This is a genomic window from Thalassospira xiamenensis M-5 = DSM 17429 (assembly GCF_000300235.2).
Classification (GTDB): domain Bacteria; phylum Pseudomonadota; class Alphaproteobacteria; order Rhodospirillales; family Thalassospiraceae; genus Thalassospira; species Thalassospira xiamenensis.
This window is the reverse complement of the sequence record NZ_CP004388.1, coordinates 2,354,284-2,373,570: the sequence shown is the minus strand read 5'-3', so window position 1 is coordinate 2,373,570 and position 19,287 is coordinate 2,354,284. Positions and strand designations below refer to the sequence as shown.

Annotated in this window: 14 protein-coding genes; 10 read left to right on the top strand and 4 right to left on the bottom strand. The window is 56.3% G+C overall.

What is annotated here, in order from left to right; genetic code table 11:
* From TH3_RS11155 to TH3_RS11145, 3 genes are all read left to right on the top strand, one after another.
* Positions 1-774, top strand: a complete 774-nt coding sequence (locus TH3_RS11155; protein ID WP_007089323.1) for a CoA-transferase subunit beta — start codon at positions 1-3, stop codon at positions 772-774.
* Between the two features lie 11 nt (positions 775-785).
* Positions 786-1,991 (top strand): 3-oxoadipyl-CoA thiolase, encoded by a 1,206-nt coding sequence (gene pcaF, locus TH3_RS11150; protein WP_007089324.1) that lies wholly within the window; start codon positions 786-788, stop codon positions 1,989-1,991.
* Positions 1,992-2,130: 139 nt separating this feature from the next.
* Complete coding sequence (locus tag TH3_RS11145) at positions 2,131-3,471, top strand: 3-carboxy-cis,cis-muconate cycloisomerase (RefSeq protein WP_007089325.1); 1,341 nt, start codon at positions 2,131-2,133, stop codon at positions 3,469-3,471.
* Positions 3,472-3,518: 47 nt separating this feature from the next.
* Here TH3_RS11145 and TH3_RS11140 read toward each other — a convergent pair whose 3' ends face one another.
* Both TH3_RS11140 and TH3_RS11135 read right to left on the bottom strand, forming a co-directional pair.
* Positions 3,519-4,016: a GNAT family N-acetyltransferase gene (locus TH3_RS11140; protein WP_007089326.1), complete on the bottom strand. Its 498-nt coding sequence runs from the start codon at positions 4,014-4,016 to the stop codon at positions 3,519-3,521.
* Entirely contained in the window at positions 3,998-4,738 is a 741-nt protein-coding gene (locus TH3_RS11135; RefSeq protein ID WP_007089327.1) for a TenA family protein, read from the bottom strand. The genes TH3_RS11140 and TH3_RS11135 overlap by 19 nt, the downstream gene beginning before the upstream one ends.
* 199 nt (positions 4,739-4,937) lie before the next feature.
* Here TH3_RS11135 and TH3_RS11130 point away from each other — a divergent pair, with 199 nt between their 5' ends.
* The 5 genes from TH3_RS11130 to TH3_RS11110 all read left to right on the top strand — a co-directional run bounded on the left by TH3_RS11130 (position 4,938) and on the right by TH3_RS11110 (position 9,634).
* A complete protein-coding gene (locus tag TH3_RS11130; protein WP_007089328.1) occupies positions 4,938-5,168 on the top strand; it encodes a YgaP family membrane protein in 231 nt (76 codons plus the stop codon).
* A 34-nt stretch (positions 5,169-5,202) separates the two neighbouring features.
* On the top strand, positions 5,203-6,111 hold the full coding sequence (locus TH3_RS11125) for an MBL fold metallo-hydrolase (RefSeq protein ID WP_007089329.1): 909 nt from the start codon (positions 5,203-5,205) through the stop codon (positions 6,109-6,111).
* Between the two features lie 47 nt (positions 6,112-6,158).
* The gene (locus TH3_RS11120) at positions 6,159-6,572 is read left to right on the top strand and encodes a protein tyrosine phosphatase family protein (protein WP_007089330.1); all 414 of its coding nucleotides are present in this window, start codon (positions 6,159-6,161) and stop codon (positions 6,570-6,572) included.
* A gap of 73 nt (positions 6,573-6,645) precedes the next feature.
* The gene (locus tag TH3_RS11115) at positions 6,646-8,409 is read left to right on the top strand and encodes a SulP family inorganic anion transporter (RefSeq protein WP_007089331.1); all 1,764 of its coding nucleotides are present in this window, start codon (positions 6,646-6,648) and stop codon (positions 8,407-8,409) included.
* 112 nt (positions 8,410-8,521) lie between these two features.
* Positions 8,522-9,634, top strand: a complete 1,113-nt coding sequence (locus tag TH3_RS11110; protein WP_233421752.1) for a peptidase C39 family protein — start codon at positions 8,522-8,524, stop codon at positions 9,632-9,634.
* A 39-nt stretch (positions 9,635-9,673) separates the two neighbouring features.
* On the opposite strand, the gene TH3_RS11105 is transcribed toward TH3_RS11110, so the two are convergent.
* Positions 9,674-11,647 carry a GNAT family N-acetyltransferase gene (locus TH3_RS11105; protein ID WP_007089333.1) on the bottom strand — a complete coding sequence of 658 codons (1,974 nt, stop codon included), beginning with the start codon at positions 11,645-11,647 and terminating at the stop codon, positions 9,674-9,676.
* Positions 11,648-11,926: 279 nt separating this feature from the next.
* On the opposite strand from TH3_RS11105, the gene TH3_RS11100 reads away from it, so the two are divergent.
* Together TH3_RS11100 and TH3_RS11095 are read left to right on the top strand one after the other, a co-directional pair.
* Entirely contained in the window at positions 11,927-13,921 is a 1,995-nt protein-coding gene (locus TH3_RS11100; RefSeq protein ID WP_007089334.1) for an autotransporter assembly complex protein TamA, read from the top strand.
* A complete protein-coding gene (locus tag TH3_RS11095) occupies positions 13,918-18,336 on the top strand; it encodes a translocation/assembly module TamB domain-containing protein (RefSeq protein ID WP_007089335.1) in 4,419 nt (1,472 codons plus the stop codon). Before TH3_RS11100 ends, TH3_RS11095 begins: the two co-directional genes overlap by 4 nt.
* Here TH3_RS11095 and TH3_RS11090 read toward each other — a convergent pair.
* On the bottom strand, positions 18,330-19,280 hold the full coding sequence (locus TH3_RS11090; protein WP_007089336.1) for a sugar kinase: 951 nt from the start codon (positions 19,278-19,280) through the stop codon (positions 18,330-18,332). The two genes, TH3_RS11095 and TH3_RS11090, sit on opposite strands and share 7 nt — an antisense overlap.
* Positions 19,281-19,287: the final 7 nt, after the last annotated feature.

The following is a 19,287-nucleotide window of genomic DNA, read 5'->3' as shown; positions in this document are numbered from 1 at the left end:
ATGGTTGACTATACCCCTACCGAAATGATGACGGTTTCTGCCTCGCGCGCACTCAAGAATGACGATGTTTGCTTTGTCGGGATCGGCATGCCGTCGGCGGCGTGCAACCTTGCACGGTTGACGCATGCGCCGGAGCTGACCCTGATTTATGAAAGCGGCACGATTGGTACGAAGCCAGACGTATTGCCGTTATCCATCGGGGATGGCGAGCTTTGTGAAACGGCGGTCAATACCGTGCCGGTGCCGGAAATGTTCCGTTACTGGTTGCAGGGCGGCAAGATTTCCGTCGGCTTCCTTGGCGCGGCACAGCTTGATAAATATGGCAACATCAATACCACCGTGATTGGCGATTATGACGATCCCAAAGTCCGCCTGCCGGGCGGTGGCGGCGCGCCGGAAATCGCGACGAGCTGTGGCGAGGTGTTTCTGGTGATGAAACAAAGCAAGCGTGGCTTTGTTGAAAAGATCGATTTCGTGACTTCGCTTGGTCATGGCAAGGGCGGGGATGACCGCGCGTCCTATGGTGTTGATACCAAAGGGCCATCGCGGCTGATTACCGATCTTTGCATCATGGAACCGCATCCGGTTGGCAAGTATTTCATCGTGACATCGATCCATCCGGGCGTGACGCGCGAAGATATTATCGAAAACACTGGCTGGACTGTTGAATTTGCAGATGAAGTCGCCGAAACTCCGGTGCCCGACGCGCACGAGCTTCAGGTCCTGCGTGACCTGCATGCCCGCACCGCCAAGGCCCATGAAGGCCAGCAGTAAGGACCCCACATATGGCTGATGCTTATATCTGCGATTTTATCCGTACCCCGATTGGCCGTTTTGGCGGCAGTCTTTCATCGGTCCGTGCGGACGACCTTGGTGCCATTCCGCTAAAGGCACTGATCGAACGCAATCCGAATGTTGATTTCGGCGATGTCGATGACGTGATTTTCGGATGTGCCAATCAGGCCGGGGAAGACAATCGCAACGTGGCGCGCATGTCGTCGCTTTTGGCCGGATTGCCGGAAACTGTGACTGGCACGACGGTCAACCGTCTGTGCGGGTCGGGCATGGACGCGATCATCATGGCCGCACGCGCGATCAAATCGGGTGAAGCCGATCTGATGATTGCGGGCGGTGTCGAAAGCATGTCGCGTGCGCCGTTCGTGATGCCAAAGGCCGAAACGGCCTTTTCGCGCAATGCGGAAATCCATGACACCACGATTGGCTGGCGTTTCATCAATCCGGTGATGAAAAAGCAGTATGGCGTTGATTCCATGCCCGAAACCGGTGAAAACGTCGCCGAGGATTTCAAGATCAGCCGTGCCGATCAGGATGCCTTTGCCGTCCGGTCGCAGGACAAGGCGGTGGCGGCACAGGAAAACGGCAATCTGGCCGCGGAAATCACGCCGGTCACCATTCCGCAGCGCAAGGCCGACCCGATCATCGTTGACAAGGATGAACATCCGCGTCCGGGCACGACAGTTGAAAAGCTGGGTAAATTGCCAACCCCGTTCCGCGAAGGTGGTTCGGTAACGGCAGGCAACGCATCGGGGGTTAATGACGGCGCGGCGGCATTGATCATTGCATCGGAAGCGGCGGTCAAGAAATACGGCCTGAAACCGATTGCCAAGGTGGTTGGAGGTGCGACGGCGGGTGTTGCGCCACGCATCATGGGCTTTGGCCCGGCACCGGCCAGCAAGAAGCTTCTGGCGCGTCTTGGTCTTACCTCCGATCAGCTTGACGTGATTGAACTGAACGAGGCCTTTGCATCGCAGGGGCTTGCGACATTGCGCGATCTTGGCATTGCCGATGACGATGCGCGTGTGAACCCGAATGGCGGGGCGATTGCGCTTGGTCATCCGCTTGGCATGTCGGGCGCACGTATCACCGGGACGGCTGCGATGCAGTTGAAACGTAGTGGCGGCAAATATGCGCTGGCGACGATGTGCATTGGCGTCGGGCAGGGCATTGCCATTGTGCTTGAAGCGGTCTGATTATCGGTTGATTTCAAAATGGCCCCTGTGCCGTTGGAAGAACGGGCAGGGGCTTCTTTTTGTGTTGTTGACCGAACGCCATGGCAGCGCGACACTAAGGACCTGAAATAACACCTGTTTAAACGGTGGACCAAACCAGATGACGATTTCGCCCTTTGATTCCGCGATGCTTGGCAATCTGTTTGCCGATGCGGAAATTGCCGCCCTGTTTACCGACGATGCGCAGATCGCATCAATGGTGCTGTTCGAGGCGGCATTGGCATCGGCCGAAGCACGCGCAGGCGTGATCCCGGAAACAAGTGCGAACCGTATTGCCGATGTGTGCCGCGAATTTCGCCCCGATCCCGCGACATTGGCGGCGGGTACGGCAAGTGCCGGTGTGCCGGTGCCGGCATTGGTCAAGGCGCTTAAGGCCGAGGTCGGCGGGGATGATGCACGGTTTGTCCATTTTGGTGCAACCAGTCAGGATGTGGTTGATACCGGGCTTGTGTTGCGGCTTCGCGATGCGGTGGGGATTATCCGCCGCCGGACGCGCAAGCTGATCAAGGCATTGATTGCACAGGCCGAAACCCACCGGGCAACGGTCATGATCGGGCGGACCCGTTCACAACAGGCCGTGCCGACCACATTCGGGCTTAAGGCCGCCGGATGGCTGGCACCATTGGTGCGGATTGATCAGCGGATTGATACATTATGTGCCGATCTGTTCCGGTTAAGCTTTGGCGGGGCGGCAGGGACGCTGGCATCCATCGGGGACAAGGCGATTGAGGTTGAACGCAATCTGGCCGATGAACTTGAACTGCCCCCAACCGATATGCCGTGGCACAGCCAGCGCGATGTTCTGGTCGATTTTGCCGCACAGTTAACCGCGCTGAGCGGTGCGCTTGGCAAGATGGGGCAGGACCTTGTTTTGCTGGCGCAATCCGAAATTGCTGAAGTCCAGCCGGGCAAGGGCGGCGGATCATCGACCATGCCGCATAAATCCAATCCGGTGCAGGCGGAAATGCTGATCACATTGGCGCGGTTCAATGCCGGGCAGCTTGGCACATTTGCGCAAAGCCAGATACATGAACATGAACGATCCGGGGCAAGCTGGTTGCTGGAATGGCTGACATTGCCGCAGATGGTCATGGCGACGGCGGCGGGCTTGGCGCAGGCGGTTGATATGGTGCCGACCCTTAAGATCAATGCTGACCGGATGGCGGCCAATCTTGAACTGTCACGCGGTGCGATGCTGGCGGAGGCCGCGACCTTTGCCCTTGCCGAGCATCTTGGGCGTGACGGGGCGGACAAGCTGGTCAAGGATGCGCTTTCGCGGTCTGCCGCCAATCAAAGCAATCTGTTTGATGAATTGCCAAAACTTACCGATGTCGGGATCGACTGGGCCAAGCTGCGCGATCCGGCGCATTATATCGGGCAGGCCGATGCCTTTGTCGAGCGGGTGGTGACAACCGCCCGTCGGGCGATCAAGGACAGTTGACATGAAAAGGCGGTCGGGAAATGACCGCCTTTTGATTTTGCCCGCCATCAGGTCACAGGACGCAGGCGTTTTTCAACGGCGTAGTTATGGATCGGGACCCCGGCGACTTCAAAATCGCGGCGTTCAACCACGTGAAAGCCCTGTTTTAACAGGAAGCCCTTGGCGAGTTCGCTGGCTTCGGAATAGAGCTTTGCGATGTTGCGGTCACGTGCCGCTTTTTCAAGGGCGTCATAAAGTATCCTGACCGCACCGGTACCGGCAAGTTCGGGCAGGGCATACAGAAAATGGAGATGCCCGTCGGCTTCGAGATCGCAAAAGGCGACGGCCCGGTCGTTTGCATCCACCGCAATCAGGCGCAGCCGACCATCATCCATCAGTTCGGCAAACCGTTCTGCGGTTGGGGCAAGAGACGCCCAGATGCCGACCTGATCAGGGTTGTAGGCACGTGATCCCAGTTCCGTGACGGAACGGGTGTAAATTTCGGTCAGCACCGATGCATCGGTTGCGCGATACGGGCGGATGGTGATCACGTTTGTGAACCCCATGCAGCGTCAAAGAACCGGACTTCAAGTTCGGTTGCCTTGCGAAAACAGGAAAGACAGTTTGCACGGGCCGTGTCATCGAGTGTCGGTCCGGTTTTATCGAGCTGATCATTGAGGAAGGCGACGACACTTTCGAAATAGGTCCCGATATGCAGATCAAGCCATTCGGCGTACCAGAATTCTGTGGGGTGGCTTTCGATTTCATTGTGAACCCGATCCGCCCAGCCAAGATAGGTGCCTTCGGCCACGGCCAGAACCGCCAGCATGCTGGCGTAGTCGTTGCTTTCCATGGCGGTGCGCATCAGATCCTTGAAGGCGCTCGTGACGTCCCAATCCGGCATTTCGCGGCGTTCCTGTTCGGTGACGCCCAGCGCATCAAGTGATCGTTCGAAATAGGTGTTTTCCGGTCCGGTCAGAAGGGCGAGAAACTGGCAGGCCGGAATCCGGTCCGGCAGCGTTGGCGCACGTGATACGGCACCGGCCAGAAGGGCAACAAACCGGTCGATAAAACGGTGGTCCTGAATCAGATAGTTTTTGAGATTGCGGTCGGGAACCGCGGCCTTGCCCCAGGCATCGGTAAAGGGATGGTGGGTGACCTTGTGCCAATCATCGGCAACACACGCCTTGAGCCACTGGGAAAATGTGCCCGCCGGATTTTGTGCCTGCCAGACAGGCCAATCAGGTGTTGAGGCATTTTCGGGTTGTGATGCAACGTTGTCGGTCATGAACCATCCCCAGAAATTTTGATTCGAGAGGGGCTTAGCACGCGCGGGAAAGGACCGCAACCGGGCGGTTTTGTGCATTGCATTGCGATGGATCATTTTTAACACAAAAAAATGATAAAATTACATTTGATTATTATAATGTTTAATTATAACCTCTCAGCCAGAGATTATTCATCCATTTAAAAAGCGGAGTTTCGCGATGAAAGCCAATGTTGGAACATTTGATCGTGTGGTACGGATCATCCTTGGTCTTGTCCTGATTGTATTGCCGTTCGTTCTTGCGACCGAGGCCGGTCCGTTTGCCACCCTTGGCGGTTTTGGCTGGCTTGCGATGATTGTGGGCGCGGTCATCCTGTTGACCGGGGTTATGCGATTCTGCCTGCTGTATCGCATTTTGGGTATTTGCACCTGTCAGACATCCACGAACTAGCATTATCGGCGTCCGACAATACCGGAGGAGTGGCATGAGTATCGGATCAGGCAAACCGTCGCTTCGGGCGGACAAATCGAAAATGCCGGTGGTGAAGGCATTTTTTGACGAGGCGACCTTTACGATCAGCTATGTGGTGCGCGATCCGCAAAGCAGTTGTTGCGCGATTATTGACTCGGTCCTGGATTATGACCCGGCAAGTGGCCGGACCAATACCGTTTCCGCCGATGCGATTGTTGCCTTTGTCCGCGAGGAAGGGCTTACGGTGCAATGGATACTTGAAACCCATGTCCATGCCGATCATCTGTCGGCGGCCCCGTATTTGAAGGACAAACTGGGCGGGCGCATGGGCATCGGATCAAAGATCAGTGTGGTGCAGGAAACATTTGGCAAGGTGTTTAACGCCGGAACGGAATTCCAGCGCGACGGCAGTCAGTTCGACCATCTGTTCGAGGATGAGGAAACGTTTGAAATCGGCGGGCTTTCGGCGCGTGCGCTGCATACGCCAGGGCATACACCCGCCTGCATGTCCTATGTGATTGGTGATAGCGTTTTTGTCGGCGATACGTTGTTCATGCCCGATTTTGGCACCGCAAGATGTGATTTTCCGGGTGGGGATGCGGCGACACTTTATCGGTCGGTGCAAAAGATTCTGGCCCTTCCGGGAGAAACACGGGTGTTTCTTTGCCATGATTACAAGGCACCGGGGCGCGATATTTATATCTGGGAAACCACGGTGGCCGAAGAACGCGCCCATAATGTCCATGTTCGCGAAGGTATCAGCGAGGATCAATTCACCAAAATGCGCAAGGCCAAGGACGCGACATTGGATATGCCGCGCCTGATCCTGCCATCGGTTCAGGTAAATATGCGCGCTGGGGAGTTGCCACCAGCCGAAGATAATGGCATCCGTTATCTCAAGATCCCGCTTAACAGCCTTTGAGGGCAAAGGCGGGACGATTCCGACGCGAAAGAATGGATGCAAGGACGATGAAACGCCTGAATGACGATCTTACCGTATCGCCCCAGATGCCGATTGAGGCACTGGATCACATTGCCCAAGCCGGTTTCAAGACGATCATTTGCAACCGGCCGGACAATGAAGATCCCGGCCAGCCACCGTTTAGTGCGGTCAAGGCGCGGGCCGAGGAACTTGGCCTTACGGCGGTGTTTCAACCCGTGATGAGTGGCAATGTGCAGGATGGCGATGCCGATGCCTTTGCCAAGGCGTTGAACGAAGCCCCCAAACCGGTCTTTGCCTATTGCCGGACCGGAACGCGTTGCGCGATTTTGTGGTCGCTTGCCAATGCCGGGAAGATGCCGGTCGAGGATATTGTCAAAACGGCTGCGGATGCGGGGTATGACATGTCTGGTCTGGCACCGCGGATTGCCGCACGGAGCTGATAATTCAGCGGTGCGGCCATTGGCGGAAACGGGCCGACGTGATTTGTGGCCTTGATGGCCCGGAGTGCCGAATGTGAAACGGTTGCACCGTTATTTTCCGATCCTTGACTGGGGACGGACCTATAACCGACACGACGCCGCCAACGATATGACGGCGGCGGTGATCGTGACGGTAATGTTGATCCCGCAAAGTCTGGCTTATGCGATGCTGGCGGGATTGCCGCCCGAAGTCGGGCTTTATGCTTCTATCCTGCCATTGATTGCCTATGCGGTGTTTGGCACGTCCCGTGCCCTGGCCGTCGGGCCGGTTGCGGTCATTTCATTGATGACGGCATCGACCATTGGGGCGGCACAATTGCCCGAGGGCGTTAATGCCCTAATGGCGGCGGTGACATTGGCGGTGATGTCGGGTTTGATGTTGCTGGCGATGGGGATTTTCCGTTTGGGATTTCTGGCCAGCTTTTTGAGCCATCCGGTCATATCAGGTTTCATTACCGCATCGGGCATCCTGATCGCGTTGGGGCAGGTGCGCCATATTCTGGGCCTTCAGATCCCGTCGGGAAATGCGGTGCAGACCGCGATTGCGATTGTGCGATCCGTTGCAGGCAGCAACCTTTCGACGGTTTTGATCGGGATTGGCAGCCTGATTTTCCTGTTTTGGGTGCGGATGTCGATGGGGTCGCTTCTGGTGCGGTTGGGGATGGCCAGGGTTTGGGCGTCGTTCTTGACCAAGGCGGGGCCGGTTCTGGTGGTGATCGTCACAACATGGCTGGTCTGGCAGTTTGATCTGGCGGCGGTGGGCGTGCGGATTGTTGGCGATGTTCCGGTCGGGTTTCCCGGGCTGTCGATCCCATCCTTTGACCCGGAACTTGTCGTGCAATTTTTGGTGCCGGCATTGCTGATCAGCGTGATCGGATTTGTTGAATCGGTTTCGGTTGCCCAGACATTGGCGGCCAAGCGCCGCCAGCGCATTGTTCCCGATCAGGAATTGATTGCCCTTGGCGCATCGAACATCGCCGCCGGTTTTTCGGGCGGATATCCGGTGACGGGCGGGTTTGCCCGGTCGGTGGTGAATTTCGATGCCGGGGCGCAAACACCCGCCGCCGGTTTGATAACCGCGATTGCGATTGGGGCGGCGACATTTTTCTTAACGCCGCTTTTGTATTTTCTGCCGCATGCGACATTGGCCGCAACCATCATTGTCGCGGTATTAAGCCTTGTGGATATTGCGGCGATCCGGCGGGTCTGGGTTTATTCGAAACGCGATTTCAGCGCGATGATGGCAACCATTGCCGTAACGCTTTTGTTTGGTGTCGAGCCGGGGGTGATCAGCGGTGTGCTGCTGTCGATCATTTTGCATCTGCATCACACCAGCCGCCCGCATATTGCGGTGGTCGGTCTGGTGCCTGGAACCGAACATTTTCGCAATATCCATCGACATCAGGTTTTGACCGGCACGCGGGTTTTAACAGTACGCCCCGATGAAAGTCTTTATTTTGCCAATAGCCGTTATCTGGAAGACCGGATTTATGATCTGGTGGCGAAGAATCCGGGTTTGGCGCATGTGATTTTGATGTGTCCGGCGATTAATGAAATTGACGCCAGCGGTCTTGAAAGCCTTGAAGATATCAATCTGCGTCTGCGCGATGCCGGGGTTAAATTCCATCTATCTGAGGTCAAGGGACCGGTGATGGACCGGTTGGCGCGCACCGCGTTTTTATCGCATCTGAGCGGGCAGGTGTTTTTATCCCAATATGCCGCGATTGCCGCCCTTGACCCAATGATCATCAACCCGGATCAGGATGGCGACGGCATCGCGACCGTAGAGGCAGGATAGCGTTTTTGCGTGACACATCTGCCAAAATTGCACTTTAAGTTTCGAGAGATTAGAACGATATGGTCACGGCGCGCGACAATGGCGCGCATGCCATGTGTTTGAAGGTGCCGTTTTGAGCGACTTATCACTTCGTATGGCGGTCGAGGGCGATCTGGATGCCCTTTGTGCCATCGAAAACCAATCTTTTGCCATCGACCGTCTGTCACGCCGCGCGTTCAAGCGTTTCCTTGGTATCGATACCGCGCGTCTGTGCGTTGCCGAGAAGGGCGGGGGGGTGATTGGCTATGCGCTGGTGATTTTCAGGTCCAACGTTGCGATGGCGCGGCTTTATTCCATGGCGGTGCTGGCCGAACATCGTGGGCTGGGTATTGGCCGCGCACTTTTGAACCGGGCCGAGGAGCTGAGCCTTGATTTCGGCGCGCCGATCCTGCGTCTTGAAGTCAATCTGGATAACGATACGGCGATCCGTCTGTTCAAGGCGGCAGGTTACCGCGAATTTGCGCTTTATCCGGATTATTATCCCGACCATTCCGACGCGTTGCGTATGGAACGGGTTCTGGTGCCGCAATCATTGCGTCGGCCATCACCGATCCATTTTTATCATCAGACATTGCCGTTTACCTGTGGTCCGGCGGCGTTGATGATGGCGATGAATGCCCATGATCCCGATATTGAAATGGATCGCAATCAGGAGATTGCGCTTTGGCGGGAGGCGACGACGATTTTCATGACGTCGGGGCATGGCGGGTGCGGGCCACTTGGCCTTGGACTTGCGGCACATCGGCGCGGATTTGATGTCGAGGTTTTAAGCAGCCGAGACGGGCCGCTTTTTGTCGATACCGTGCGCGAACCCAAAAACCGCGAGGTCGTGGAGCTGGTGCATTATGATTTCGCCCGTCAGGCACGTGAAGCAGGCATTCCGGTGACCACCGGGCCGTTTAGCATTGCGGAAATCGAGGAACGGTCAAAACAGGGCAAGATCGCGCTTGTTCTGATCAGCCAGTATCGGATTTACGGCGATAAAATCCCGCATTGGGTCGTGGTTTCGGGATTTGATGACCGGTATGTCTATGTCACCGATCCTGATATTGGCGAGGATCACGAACCGTTTAGTGGCAGCGATTGCGTATCGACACCGATCCTGCGCAACGAGTTTGACCTTATGGCGCGCTATGGCCGGGACAAGCTTCAGGCGGCAGTGTTCATCGAAAAAAGGGCCGGATAAACCGACCCTTTGTTTGTCATTTCGAGTGTCCGAAGACCTTCAGGGGCGTGCGATCTTGCCCAGAAGATGGGCGATGATCCGGCGATACAAATCCATACCCAGAACGACATCCTCGACCCCGCCATCGATACTGGGGTTGTCATTGACCTCGATCACCATCGGGCCGCGCGGCGTTTCCTTCATATCGACACCATAAAGCCCATCGCCCATCAGGCGGGCTGCGGCAAGGGCGGTTGAAACAATATCGGCCGGGGCGTCTTCAACCGCGACAGTTTCAAAACCGCCTTGTTCAAACGATTTGCCATCATCTTCATGTTTGACGATCTGCCAATGGCCCGGCGCCATGAAATAGCGGCTGGCAAAGAGCGGCTCGCCCCCCAGAACGCCGATGCGCCAGTCAAAGGTGGTTTCGACATATTCCTGAATGACCAGAAGTTCCGAGTTTTTGAACATTTCGGTTGCGACTTCGGCCAGATGTTCGGGCGATTTCACCTTGCGCACCCCGCGCGAGAAGCAGCCATCTGGCACCTTCAGGACCGAGGGGAAGCTGAACAGCTTGCCGATTTCGGCAATGCGGCGTTTATCGAAAATCATGCTGCGCGGGGCCGGGATGCGATGGGTGCGCAGCAATTCGGCAAGATAGACCTTGTTGGTGCAGCGCAGGATTGAGTCCGGATCGTCAATCACCGGAATGCCTTCCTTGCGCGCGCGCTTGGCAAAACGATAGGTGTGATGATCAAGGGCGGTGGTTTCGCGGATCAGCAGCGCATCAAATTCCGATAGATGGTGGAAATCCTTGGCGGTGATCAGTTCGGCCTTGGCACCAAGGTCGGCTGCGGCCTGAACAAACAGGGCCAATGCGTCGTTATCGGATGGCGGCAGAACCGCGTCGGGATCATGAAGGATTGCCACCAGCGCACTTGGTGGATTGCCGCCAGATGCCGGTTTTCGCACGCGACCGCGCAGATAGGCACGAATGGCACTTTCAAAGGCGGGAAGGTCTTCGGCATCCAGTTGGCTTAGGGCCGGGGCTTCGATTTCGCGCAGGATTTTCTTATCCGACGGGTTCAGATGCAGGCGCAGGATCGGGCAGCGGAACTGATCGAAGGCGCGTTGCGCGATATCGCGGAAACGCTTATCGACGGTGCGGCCGAAAAAGACGTCAATTCTGGTCGGGTGATCGCCGGGTTTGGTCAATGCTTCGACGATTTGCGAGCTCATTTCCGCGCGGGCGGTTTTTTGCAGCCGTTTCCAGTTCAGATCCAGAAGCACGTCGGCTTCGGGGATCACGCGTTCGCTGCGTGCGGCGGCAAGCAGGCTGCAATAATAGCCGCGTGACAGATATTCATAGGACTGACACAGGTTGATCACACGCCGGTTGCGGACCCCGTGGTCAAGCGCAAGATATTCGCGCACCCGCATGATGCGCGCACCGGGCACCTGAAACGGCAGGTCTTTGAGGCGGTCCACAAGGATCAGGGGGGCACCGGTTGCAACCGCAGGGGACCGTTCGGTCGGAATATCATAAAGATCATGTTGCAGGCGAATGCCATCGGCCCCGTCTTCGTAATAACCGGGCAGATCGGCAATCTGTTGATAGCCATGGCGATCATAAAGATTGCGGGCATTGCTGTTTTCAACACGGACTTCAAGGCGGATACGCACACATCCGGCATCAATCGCCAGGTTTTCAAGCCCGGCCAGAAGTTGGGTGCCAAGGCCCTTGCCGCGCCACTTATCGGAAATTGCCAGCGAATAAATCCGTGCCGTTGTCGTATTGGCGCGCAGCAAAAGCAGGCCATAACCGACGATATCGGGTGTTCCGCTTTCGCCGGCATCGGCGACCAGAAGACGGGCGGAAGATTGGCGCAGGAAGCGCGAAAAGCCCGATCGTGAAATCGCGTCGCTTGTGAAGCTGCCGCTTTCAAGAGCGCAAAGGCCATCCAGATCGGACCGGGTTGCTGTGCGGATGATAACGGGCAGGGAGGAATTTGATGTCGCGTTGGAGTTCACTTAGGGGGCCTCCGGCTTTTGGGTGGCAATGGCAAAAAAATAGCCTTCAACTTCGAGTAAGCCGGGCACATTTTTATGACAAGTGCGTTTAACGATCACAGCCATGCCATTATTTCATGCTTTCTGAGCCTTGGCGTCTTCGACCAGTGTATAGAATGAAAAGATGGCAGGCGCTTGGCAAGTGCCTTAAAACAATAAATGGATCGGACTGCGCGACGAATGCAGCCGGCCGTTGCATAAGTCTATCGGGACCGAGTGAAAATATTGGGGACGTCTTTGGTGAACAGGGGTAAACGCTACAGCCGCAAATCCAGACTGCGTGGCATTGGTGTTGTGTCTGTTCTGCTTATGGGGTCAGCCGTTTCGGGATGTTCAGGGGATGGTGTCTTATCCGAATTTGGGTTCGGTAAGGACAGCGATAGTGCAGCACAGGATGTGTTGGGTGTCCAGATCCCCTATCAGGTCAAGATAGAAGGTATTGATCCGCAGGAGGAAAAGCTGATCAATGCGTTGCGCGAAGTCAGCACATCGATCCGGTTGCAATCGCGTCCCACGCCATCACTTGCCGGGCTTGAGCGCCGGGCGGAGGATGATGTGGAGCGGTTCGAGACCGTTTTGCGGGCCTTCGGGTTTTATGACGGGCAGGTCGCGTTCAATATCCGCAAGGCCGAACCCGATGATCCGACCATATCGGACGACGAAAATGGCGGCGATGGCGATGACGTTGTCAGCGCGACAAGCGAGCCGGCTGCTGGCGCTCCGGCGGGTGGGGAACAACCTGATCCGGTCGATCTGATTTATCAGGTCGACGTCAAGCAGCCCTATCTTCTGTCTGAAGTGAAATTTTCAATTGTCCGTCCGGACCATACGACCAAACGCGAGGCCACGGATGAGGAGCTTGAGCGGTCGAATTTGCACCTTGGACAGCGTGCAGCCGCAGATCCGATTATTCTGGCCGAACAATATGCCGTCGATATCATGCGTGATCGAGGTTATCCATTGGTGGAAGCGGGCAAGCGAACCGTGATCGCCAATACCACCGAAAAGACCATTTCGGTGACCTATGAACTGATTACCGGGGCGCAAGCCAATTTTGGCAAGGTCAATGTCAAAGGGGCTGAAAGTGTTGATGAGGATTTCATCGCCGGTTATCGCAGTTGGAAACCAGGGCAGAAATATTCCCCCGAAGAAGTCAAAACGACGCGCCGCGATCTGGCGCAATCGAACCTGTTTGACAGCGTGATCGTCAAACCGGTCGGGCCGGTTGCCGAAAATGGTGAAATCCCCGTCGAGATCGAAGTGCACGAACGCAAACATCGCACGATTGGTGGCGGGGTTGATTTTTCAACTGCCGACGGGCCTGGGGCGAATGCGTTCTGGGAAAACCGCAATCTGTTCGGGGCGGGAGAACGGCTCAGACTTGGTATCGAAGGGTCGGGGCAAAGCCAGGGCCTTGAAGCTGCATTCCGCAAGCCGCAGTTTCTTAAGCGGCGTCAGGCGCTGGTCGCGGATGCTTCGGCCAAGAGTTACAGCACGGATGCCTATGACGGCGAACTGGTCGAAAGCTTTGTCGGGGTCGAACGCAAGTTTGGCGATTACTGGTCGGTTACGCTTGGCCCAACGGCGGAATATTCCGACCTGACGGGGGCAGATTCGCCCAATGAGCAATTCTATCTTGGCGGTTTGCGGGGTGTTTTGCGGCGCGACAGCACCGATAATCCGCTTGATCCGACCGAGGGCAACCGGCTTGAATTCAACCTATCGCCCTATACCAGTCTGAGCGGCCCGAGCGCGCAATTCACATCCGTTTCATTCAATGGATCGCAGTATTTCGCCTTTGACGAGGACGGGGATTACGTTCTGGCAGGGCGTGCTCGTGCGGGGATGATCATCGGCGAAGACAGATCGGACCTTCCGGCCAACAAACGGTTCTATTCCGGTGGCGGCGGATCGGTGCGTGGTTACGAATATCAGAAAGTCGGGCCGATTGATGATGATGGTGATCCGCTTGGCGGGCGTTCGGTGCTTGAAGCCGGGATCGAATTCCGGGCGCGTCTGACGGAAAGCTTTGGCATCGTGCCATTCATCGAAGGCGGCAACGTGTTTGAGGCAAGTGACCCCGAAGACCTTGATCTGCTTTGGGCGGCAGGGCTTGGTTTTCGTTATTACACGGCGGTCGGTCCGCTTCGTTTTGATGTCGCCGTGCCGCTTGATAAGCGTGACAATGTTGATGACGATTTCCAGATTTATCTTAGCCTTGGACAAGCATTTTGACGTCGCCTGAAAATCCGAAACCATCGAGAGCCACCAAACGCGGAAAGGTCGCCAAATGGGTGCGGCGTGGCACGATTGCGTTCACATGTCTTTTGCTGACCGTGATCCTGATTGTCGGTATTGCGGGGACCGGGCCGGTATTGCGTGCGCTAACGCCGTGGTTAAACACTACGGTTGCAAAGACGATAGAGGGCGATTTCGAACTGGGCCGGATCGAGGGCAGCCTTTGGACGGGGCTTTCGCTGGATCGGTTGTCGTTATCGATGCCGTCATCCGGCTTGGCCGTGGATGTCAGTCAGTTCGGTTTTGACTGGTCCCCGCTTGCCCTTTTGGGTGGGACGCTTCGTATTGATCGGATTGAAAGTGCCGTGATTGACGTCGTTCTGCCTGATATGTCGGGCGTAGATGAAACGGCAGAGGACGAAGAGGCCGCATCGGGCGGTTTTGCGCCGCCATTGGCCATCGAGCTTGGCAAACTGGCGCTTGGCAATGTGCGTATTTCCGATCCGGCCAGCGGCAAAAGCTTTGAATACGGTCTAAGCGCCAGTGCGGCAATTCGCGAAAACCTTGAAGCGGCCTTGTCACTTGATCTGCAACCGCTTGATGACAGCATTGACCGGCTGCGTGTCGAGCTTGATCTTGATGCCGATGCGCAGCGACTAAAGGCCGATATCGAAGGCGAGCTTGATCGTGCAGGGCTGGTCATGACCCTTGCCGGGTTGGCACCCGAAGATGCGCCAAATATCACGATCAGCCTGAAGGGGGATGGCCCGGCGACAGGCTGGAAAGGGCGGATTGAACTTGCGGCAAGTGACCTTGTGACGCTTGGCGGTGATTTGGGCTTGCGGCTTGATGACAGCCGGATCGGGTTTGACCTTGATGGTGTTCTGGCAACGCAGGGAGAACTGGCCGATCAGCTTCCCGAACCGTTGCAGGGTGATCTTGATTTGGGCATTGGCGGGCAGTTTGATGCGGATGCCAGTATCCTTTCGGTCACGCGCGGCGATATCGCGAAATCCGGGCTTGCGACGATTGGCGCGACGGCGGAAATCGATTTTGATGAGAGTACTCTTCTGGTCGATCTGCACGGGGATATTGATCCGGCGACATCGGGCCTGATCGAGGATGCCGTGACATGGGGCGGGCTTGATGTGACCGCCCATGCCGAAGGGCCGCTTGAATTGCCTGATGTGACGGTGATGCTGCGTGGGGACAAGGTCGTAACGCCGGTATCAACCATCGCGACGCTGGCACTTGATGCCGATCTGCGTGGTGACGGGGACGGGTTTTCTGTTCAAAGCCGGATCGATGTTTCGGGCAATGACTGGCAGGATGCCGATCTTGGTGCGATGCTGGGCACTACGCTGCAGGTTGCCCTTGATGCGGCAATCGCACCGGATTTCAGCAAGTTTGCGCTTGGCAAAATCAATATCACAACGCCGGGCATTTCGGTTAACGGCAAGGCCGATATCAATGACGTGATGGTGGTGACGGATGGCGAACTGATTGCCGATGTCGCAGACCTTTCGATCTTTGCGCCGATTTCGGGGCTTGATCTGACTGGCACTGGGCAGGTTGCGATACGCGATCTGGCATGGTCGGCTGAGCAGGGTGGTGCGGCGAATATTGCAATCAAGGCCGATCAGGCCGGGTTTGGCATTGCCGATCTTGATCGCATTGTCGGGGCGACGCCGACCATCGATGGCAAGCTTGTGGTTAGTGATGCATTTGATCTGTCGATCACGCTTGATCAGATTGTCACTGCGATGGTTTCCGGTCCGGCGCAGATAGATATTTCAAATGAATTCAGTGATTTGTCGGTCAAATCTGAACTTTCGGTTCAGCCCGGCGTGGTGCCACCTGATATCGGTGTTTCCATCGCCTCGGCGACGGTTGCGATCAATCTTGATGGGGATATCGCGACACCGGTCGGGACCATCAAACTTTCAACGCCATCGGTTTTGGCCGGTGGGCAGAAGTTTGAAAAAATCGCTCTTGTGAGCGAAATGCGCTGGTCCGATCAGGCGGTATTGTCGCTGATCAACAAGGCCGGGTTTGCATTGATGGGGCGCAATTACGATCTGACGGCCGATGTGGTTTTGCCCGCGGATGGGTTGCGGGTGGATAACATTGCCCTGAGCGGTGAGCGGCTTGAGCTTGTCGGTAGCCTGATGTTGCCAGATTACGCGGTGCCGATGCGTGGCAAGCTTTCGGTGCGTAAACTCGATGCGGTGATGCTGTCGGATTTCGGGGCGTCGGTGACGAATGGTGCGCTAACCGCCGATGTGGCGTTTGTCCCGAAATCGGGCCAGCAGCAGATTGATGTGAATGCGAACATCAAAGGCATTCGGCTTGCCGCCGAAGAAGGGACAGAGCCGCCCGCAATCGAAGAAATCGTTCTTGCCGGTTCGATCCTGAACGCGTTTGAAAAGCCCGGTTTTGATTTGACCCTGAACGGGCGTGATATTCGTTTTGCGCCGCTTGCCATCAATGAGTTGCAGACCGAGATTTCCGGCGACCTTTCGGCCATTGGAATTGTAACGAATGCCAATGGTCAGCTTCGCGACACTATCCCGATTAAACTCGATAGCACCGTCGAACTTGGGCTTTCGGATGGCATCAATGTTCGTGCCGATCAGCTTGATATCAATATCGGCAGCCAGAACATCGCCCTTCGTGAACCATTGCTGTTTAGCCAAACTGGCAAAGGGCAGCAGAAGCTTGATGCGGCATTGAATGTCGGCGCGGGGCAGGTGATTGCCAAGCTTGATCTGACGCCAAAGAAAAGCTTTGCGGCCGAAGCGCAGATTTCCGAGCTGGTACTAGGCCCGTGGGGAGAGATGTTTGGCCTGAGTGGGCTGGACGGCACAATGAATATCACCGCTGAGATGTCGGAACGTGCCGGGGAACTGCCGGTGGCGACCGTTTCGGGCGGGATTGGCAAGATCACGACCGTCGCGGTCAAGGACCTGAAGCCATTTGAAATGGTGCTTGATCTGGCGTTGCGTGACGGTCAGTTCGATGGCAATGCGACACTTGGCAATGATGAGGCCCAGATTGTAGAGGCGCGCGGTACCGTGCCGCTTGGTATTTCCATACTCAAACAGGATTACACCCTTGATCCGGTTGCTCCGATTGATGCGCTGGTCAAGGTTGATGGCGAAATCGCGCAATTCTGGCCTTATGTCCCAGCCCCAGATCATGTCATGTCTGGCAATCTCAAACTTGATGTGGTCGCCAAGGGTACACTTGATGCGCTTGACTGGAATGGCAATATCGCCCTTTCGGGTGGGGCGTATGAGCATCTGGAATATGGCACGCTGTTAAAGCAGATCACGATCAATGGCGATTTTGATCAGAACGGTTTGCGGGTTTCGGAAATCTCGGCAACCGATGGCGGTAATGGCCGGATTAGCGGGGCGGCCGAGGTTACGTTGGATGGCGATCCGCTTGTCAGCTACAAGGCGGAGCTTAAGGTTGATAACGCAGCGCTGTCGCGTAAGGATGAACTGCAATTCTGGGCTGATGTGACGGCATCTGTTACCGGAACCGAACAGACTGCTGATATCCAAAGCAATGTGACGCTGCGCCGTGGCGAAGTCGACCTGACCCTTGCGCTGCCAGTGTCGGTCTCGACGCTTGATGTCGAGAATATCGAAGATTCCAGGCAGCGTGAGGAAGAAGAGGAAAAGAAAAACGCGGCATCGGGTTTTGTCGGCAATCTTGACGTGACGGTTGATATTCCGGGGCGTTTGTTTGTGCGCGGGCGGGGGCTTGATTCCGAATGGGGTGGCAAGCTTGATATCAGCGGGACAACTGCAGAGCCGATCATTGTCGGGCAATTGCAGGCGCTTCGCGGGCAGCTTGATATCATTGGCAAGACATTCGTGATCAAGGATTCCAAGATCACGTTTTCCGGTGCGACACCGCCCGATCCGTTACTCGATATCGCAGGGGTTTATACCACTGATGATCTGACCGTCACCGCCGGTTTCCAGGGACCGGCAAGCGACCCGGAACTGGTTCTGACATCCAATCCGTCCCTGCCAGAGGATGAAATCCTGTCGCAGGTCCTGTTTGGCAAGTCCCAAGGCAGCCTGAGTGCGATTGAGGCCGTGCAGCTTGCCAGTGCGGTGAACGAGCTTTCGGGTGGTGGCGGTGGCCTTGATATTGTTGGGTCGATGCGCCGCTTTATCGGGGCGGATGTTTTGCAGGTGGGCGGCGGCGAAGACGGCCCGAACGTCAAGGTGGGAAAATACCTGACGGACGGGGTCTATGTCGGCACCAAAACCGGAACGACCCCGGGGTCAAGCGGGGTCGAGGTCGAAATCGAACTGACACCAAATATCAGTGTCACCAGTGAAACCACCGAAATCGACAGCAAGGCCGGTGTTCAGTTCCGGCTGGATTACTGATCGAGTTTGATATCGCTGATATCAACCAGCGCACCGCGCCGTGAAATCACGCGGCCGGCAACCTTTTGCGCAACCGCAATCGCGGCGGGCACGTCACGCCCGGCATTGCGGGCGGCAAGGTATGATCCGTTAAACGAATCCCCGGCCGATGTCGTATCGATGATATCGGTGACCTTGGGCGGTGTTACGGTGCCGGTTTCACCATCCCTGATCGAATAAAAGGTTGGTTCGCCGCCGCATTTTACAACAACCTCAGTCGCGCCAAGCGAATGCCAGCGTTTGGCCGTGGCAGAGGGCGTTGCATCGCCAAACAGCGCGCTGTCGTCGTCAAATGTCGGCAGGACGGTGTGGCAATGGGGGGCAATCGCCAGATAGGTTGCCATTGCATCGTCCTGATCGGCCCAAAGGCGCGGACGGTGATTGGTATCAAAGCAGACTTTGCCGCCCTGTTTGGCAAAATCCTTTGCAATGCTGATCAGGGTCTGGCGGTCTTTATCAGACAGGATTGCCAGTGTGATCCCCGAAAGATAAAGGCAGTCAAACCCGCGAAGCGCATCGCGCAACACGGCATCGTGGCCGCCCTGAAGCATCTGTTTGGCTGCGGCATCATTGCGCCAGTAGGAAAAGCTGCGTTCGCCGGTTTCATCGGTCTGAATGGCATAAAGACCGGGCAGGGCGCCATCGATCCGGCGGACCAGTGATGTGTCGATATTGTCGTGCTGCCAGGCGGCAATCATCGCATCGCTATAGGGATCGGTGCCCAGTGCCGTGATGAAGGAAACATCTGTATCAGGCGCTGCAAGCAGGCGGCTGGTGCGTGCCATATAGGTCGCACCATTTAGCGTATCCCCGGCAAAGCCAAGGTTCGCCGCGCCAAAAATGCTGCCGGGGGATGTTCCGGCAAGCTCGATCATGCATTCGCCGATAAAGGCAGTACGGGTCATTGGGGCC

What these genes read in the sequence shown, in the direction of transcription:
- TH3_RS11130 (WP_007089328.1), top strand. Translation starts at nt 4,938, where the DNA reads ATGAAAGCCAATGTTGGAACATTTGATCGTGTGGTACGGATCATCCTT.
- TH3_RS11125 (WP_007089329.1), top strand. Translation starts at nt 5,203, where the DNA reads ATGAGTATCGGATCAGGCAAACCGTCGCTTCGGGCGGACAAATCGAAA.
- pcaF (WP_007089324.1), top strand. Translation starts at nt 786, where the DNA reads ATGGCTGATGCTTATATCTGCGATTTTATCCGTACCCCGATTGGCCGT.
- TH3_RS11135 (WP_007089327.1), bottom strand. Translation starts at nt 4,738, where the DNA reads ATGACCGACAACGTTGCATCACAACCCGAAAATGCCTCAACACCTGAT.
- TH3_RS11140 (WP_007089326.1), bottom strand. Translation starts at nt 4,016, where the DNA reads ATGGGGTTCACAAACGTGATCACCATCCGCCCGTATCGCGCAACCGAT.
- TH3_RS11090 (WP_007089336.1), bottom strand. Translation starts at nt 19,280, where the DNA reads ATGACCCGTACTGCCTTTATCGGCGAATGCATGATCGAGCTTGCCGGA.
- TH3_RS11155 (WP_007089323.1), top strand. Translation starts at nt 1, where the DNA reads ATGGTTGACTATACCCCTACCGAAATGATGACGGTTTCTGCCTCGCGC.
- TH3_RS11120 (WP_007089330.1), top strand. Translation starts at nt 6,159, where the DNA reads ATGAAACGCCTGAATGACGATCTTACCGTATCGCCCCAGATGCCGATT.
- TH3_RS11145 (WP_007089325.1), top strand. Translation starts at nt 2,131, where the DNA reads ATGACGATTTCGCCCTTTGATTCCGCGATGCTTGGCAATCTGTTTGCC.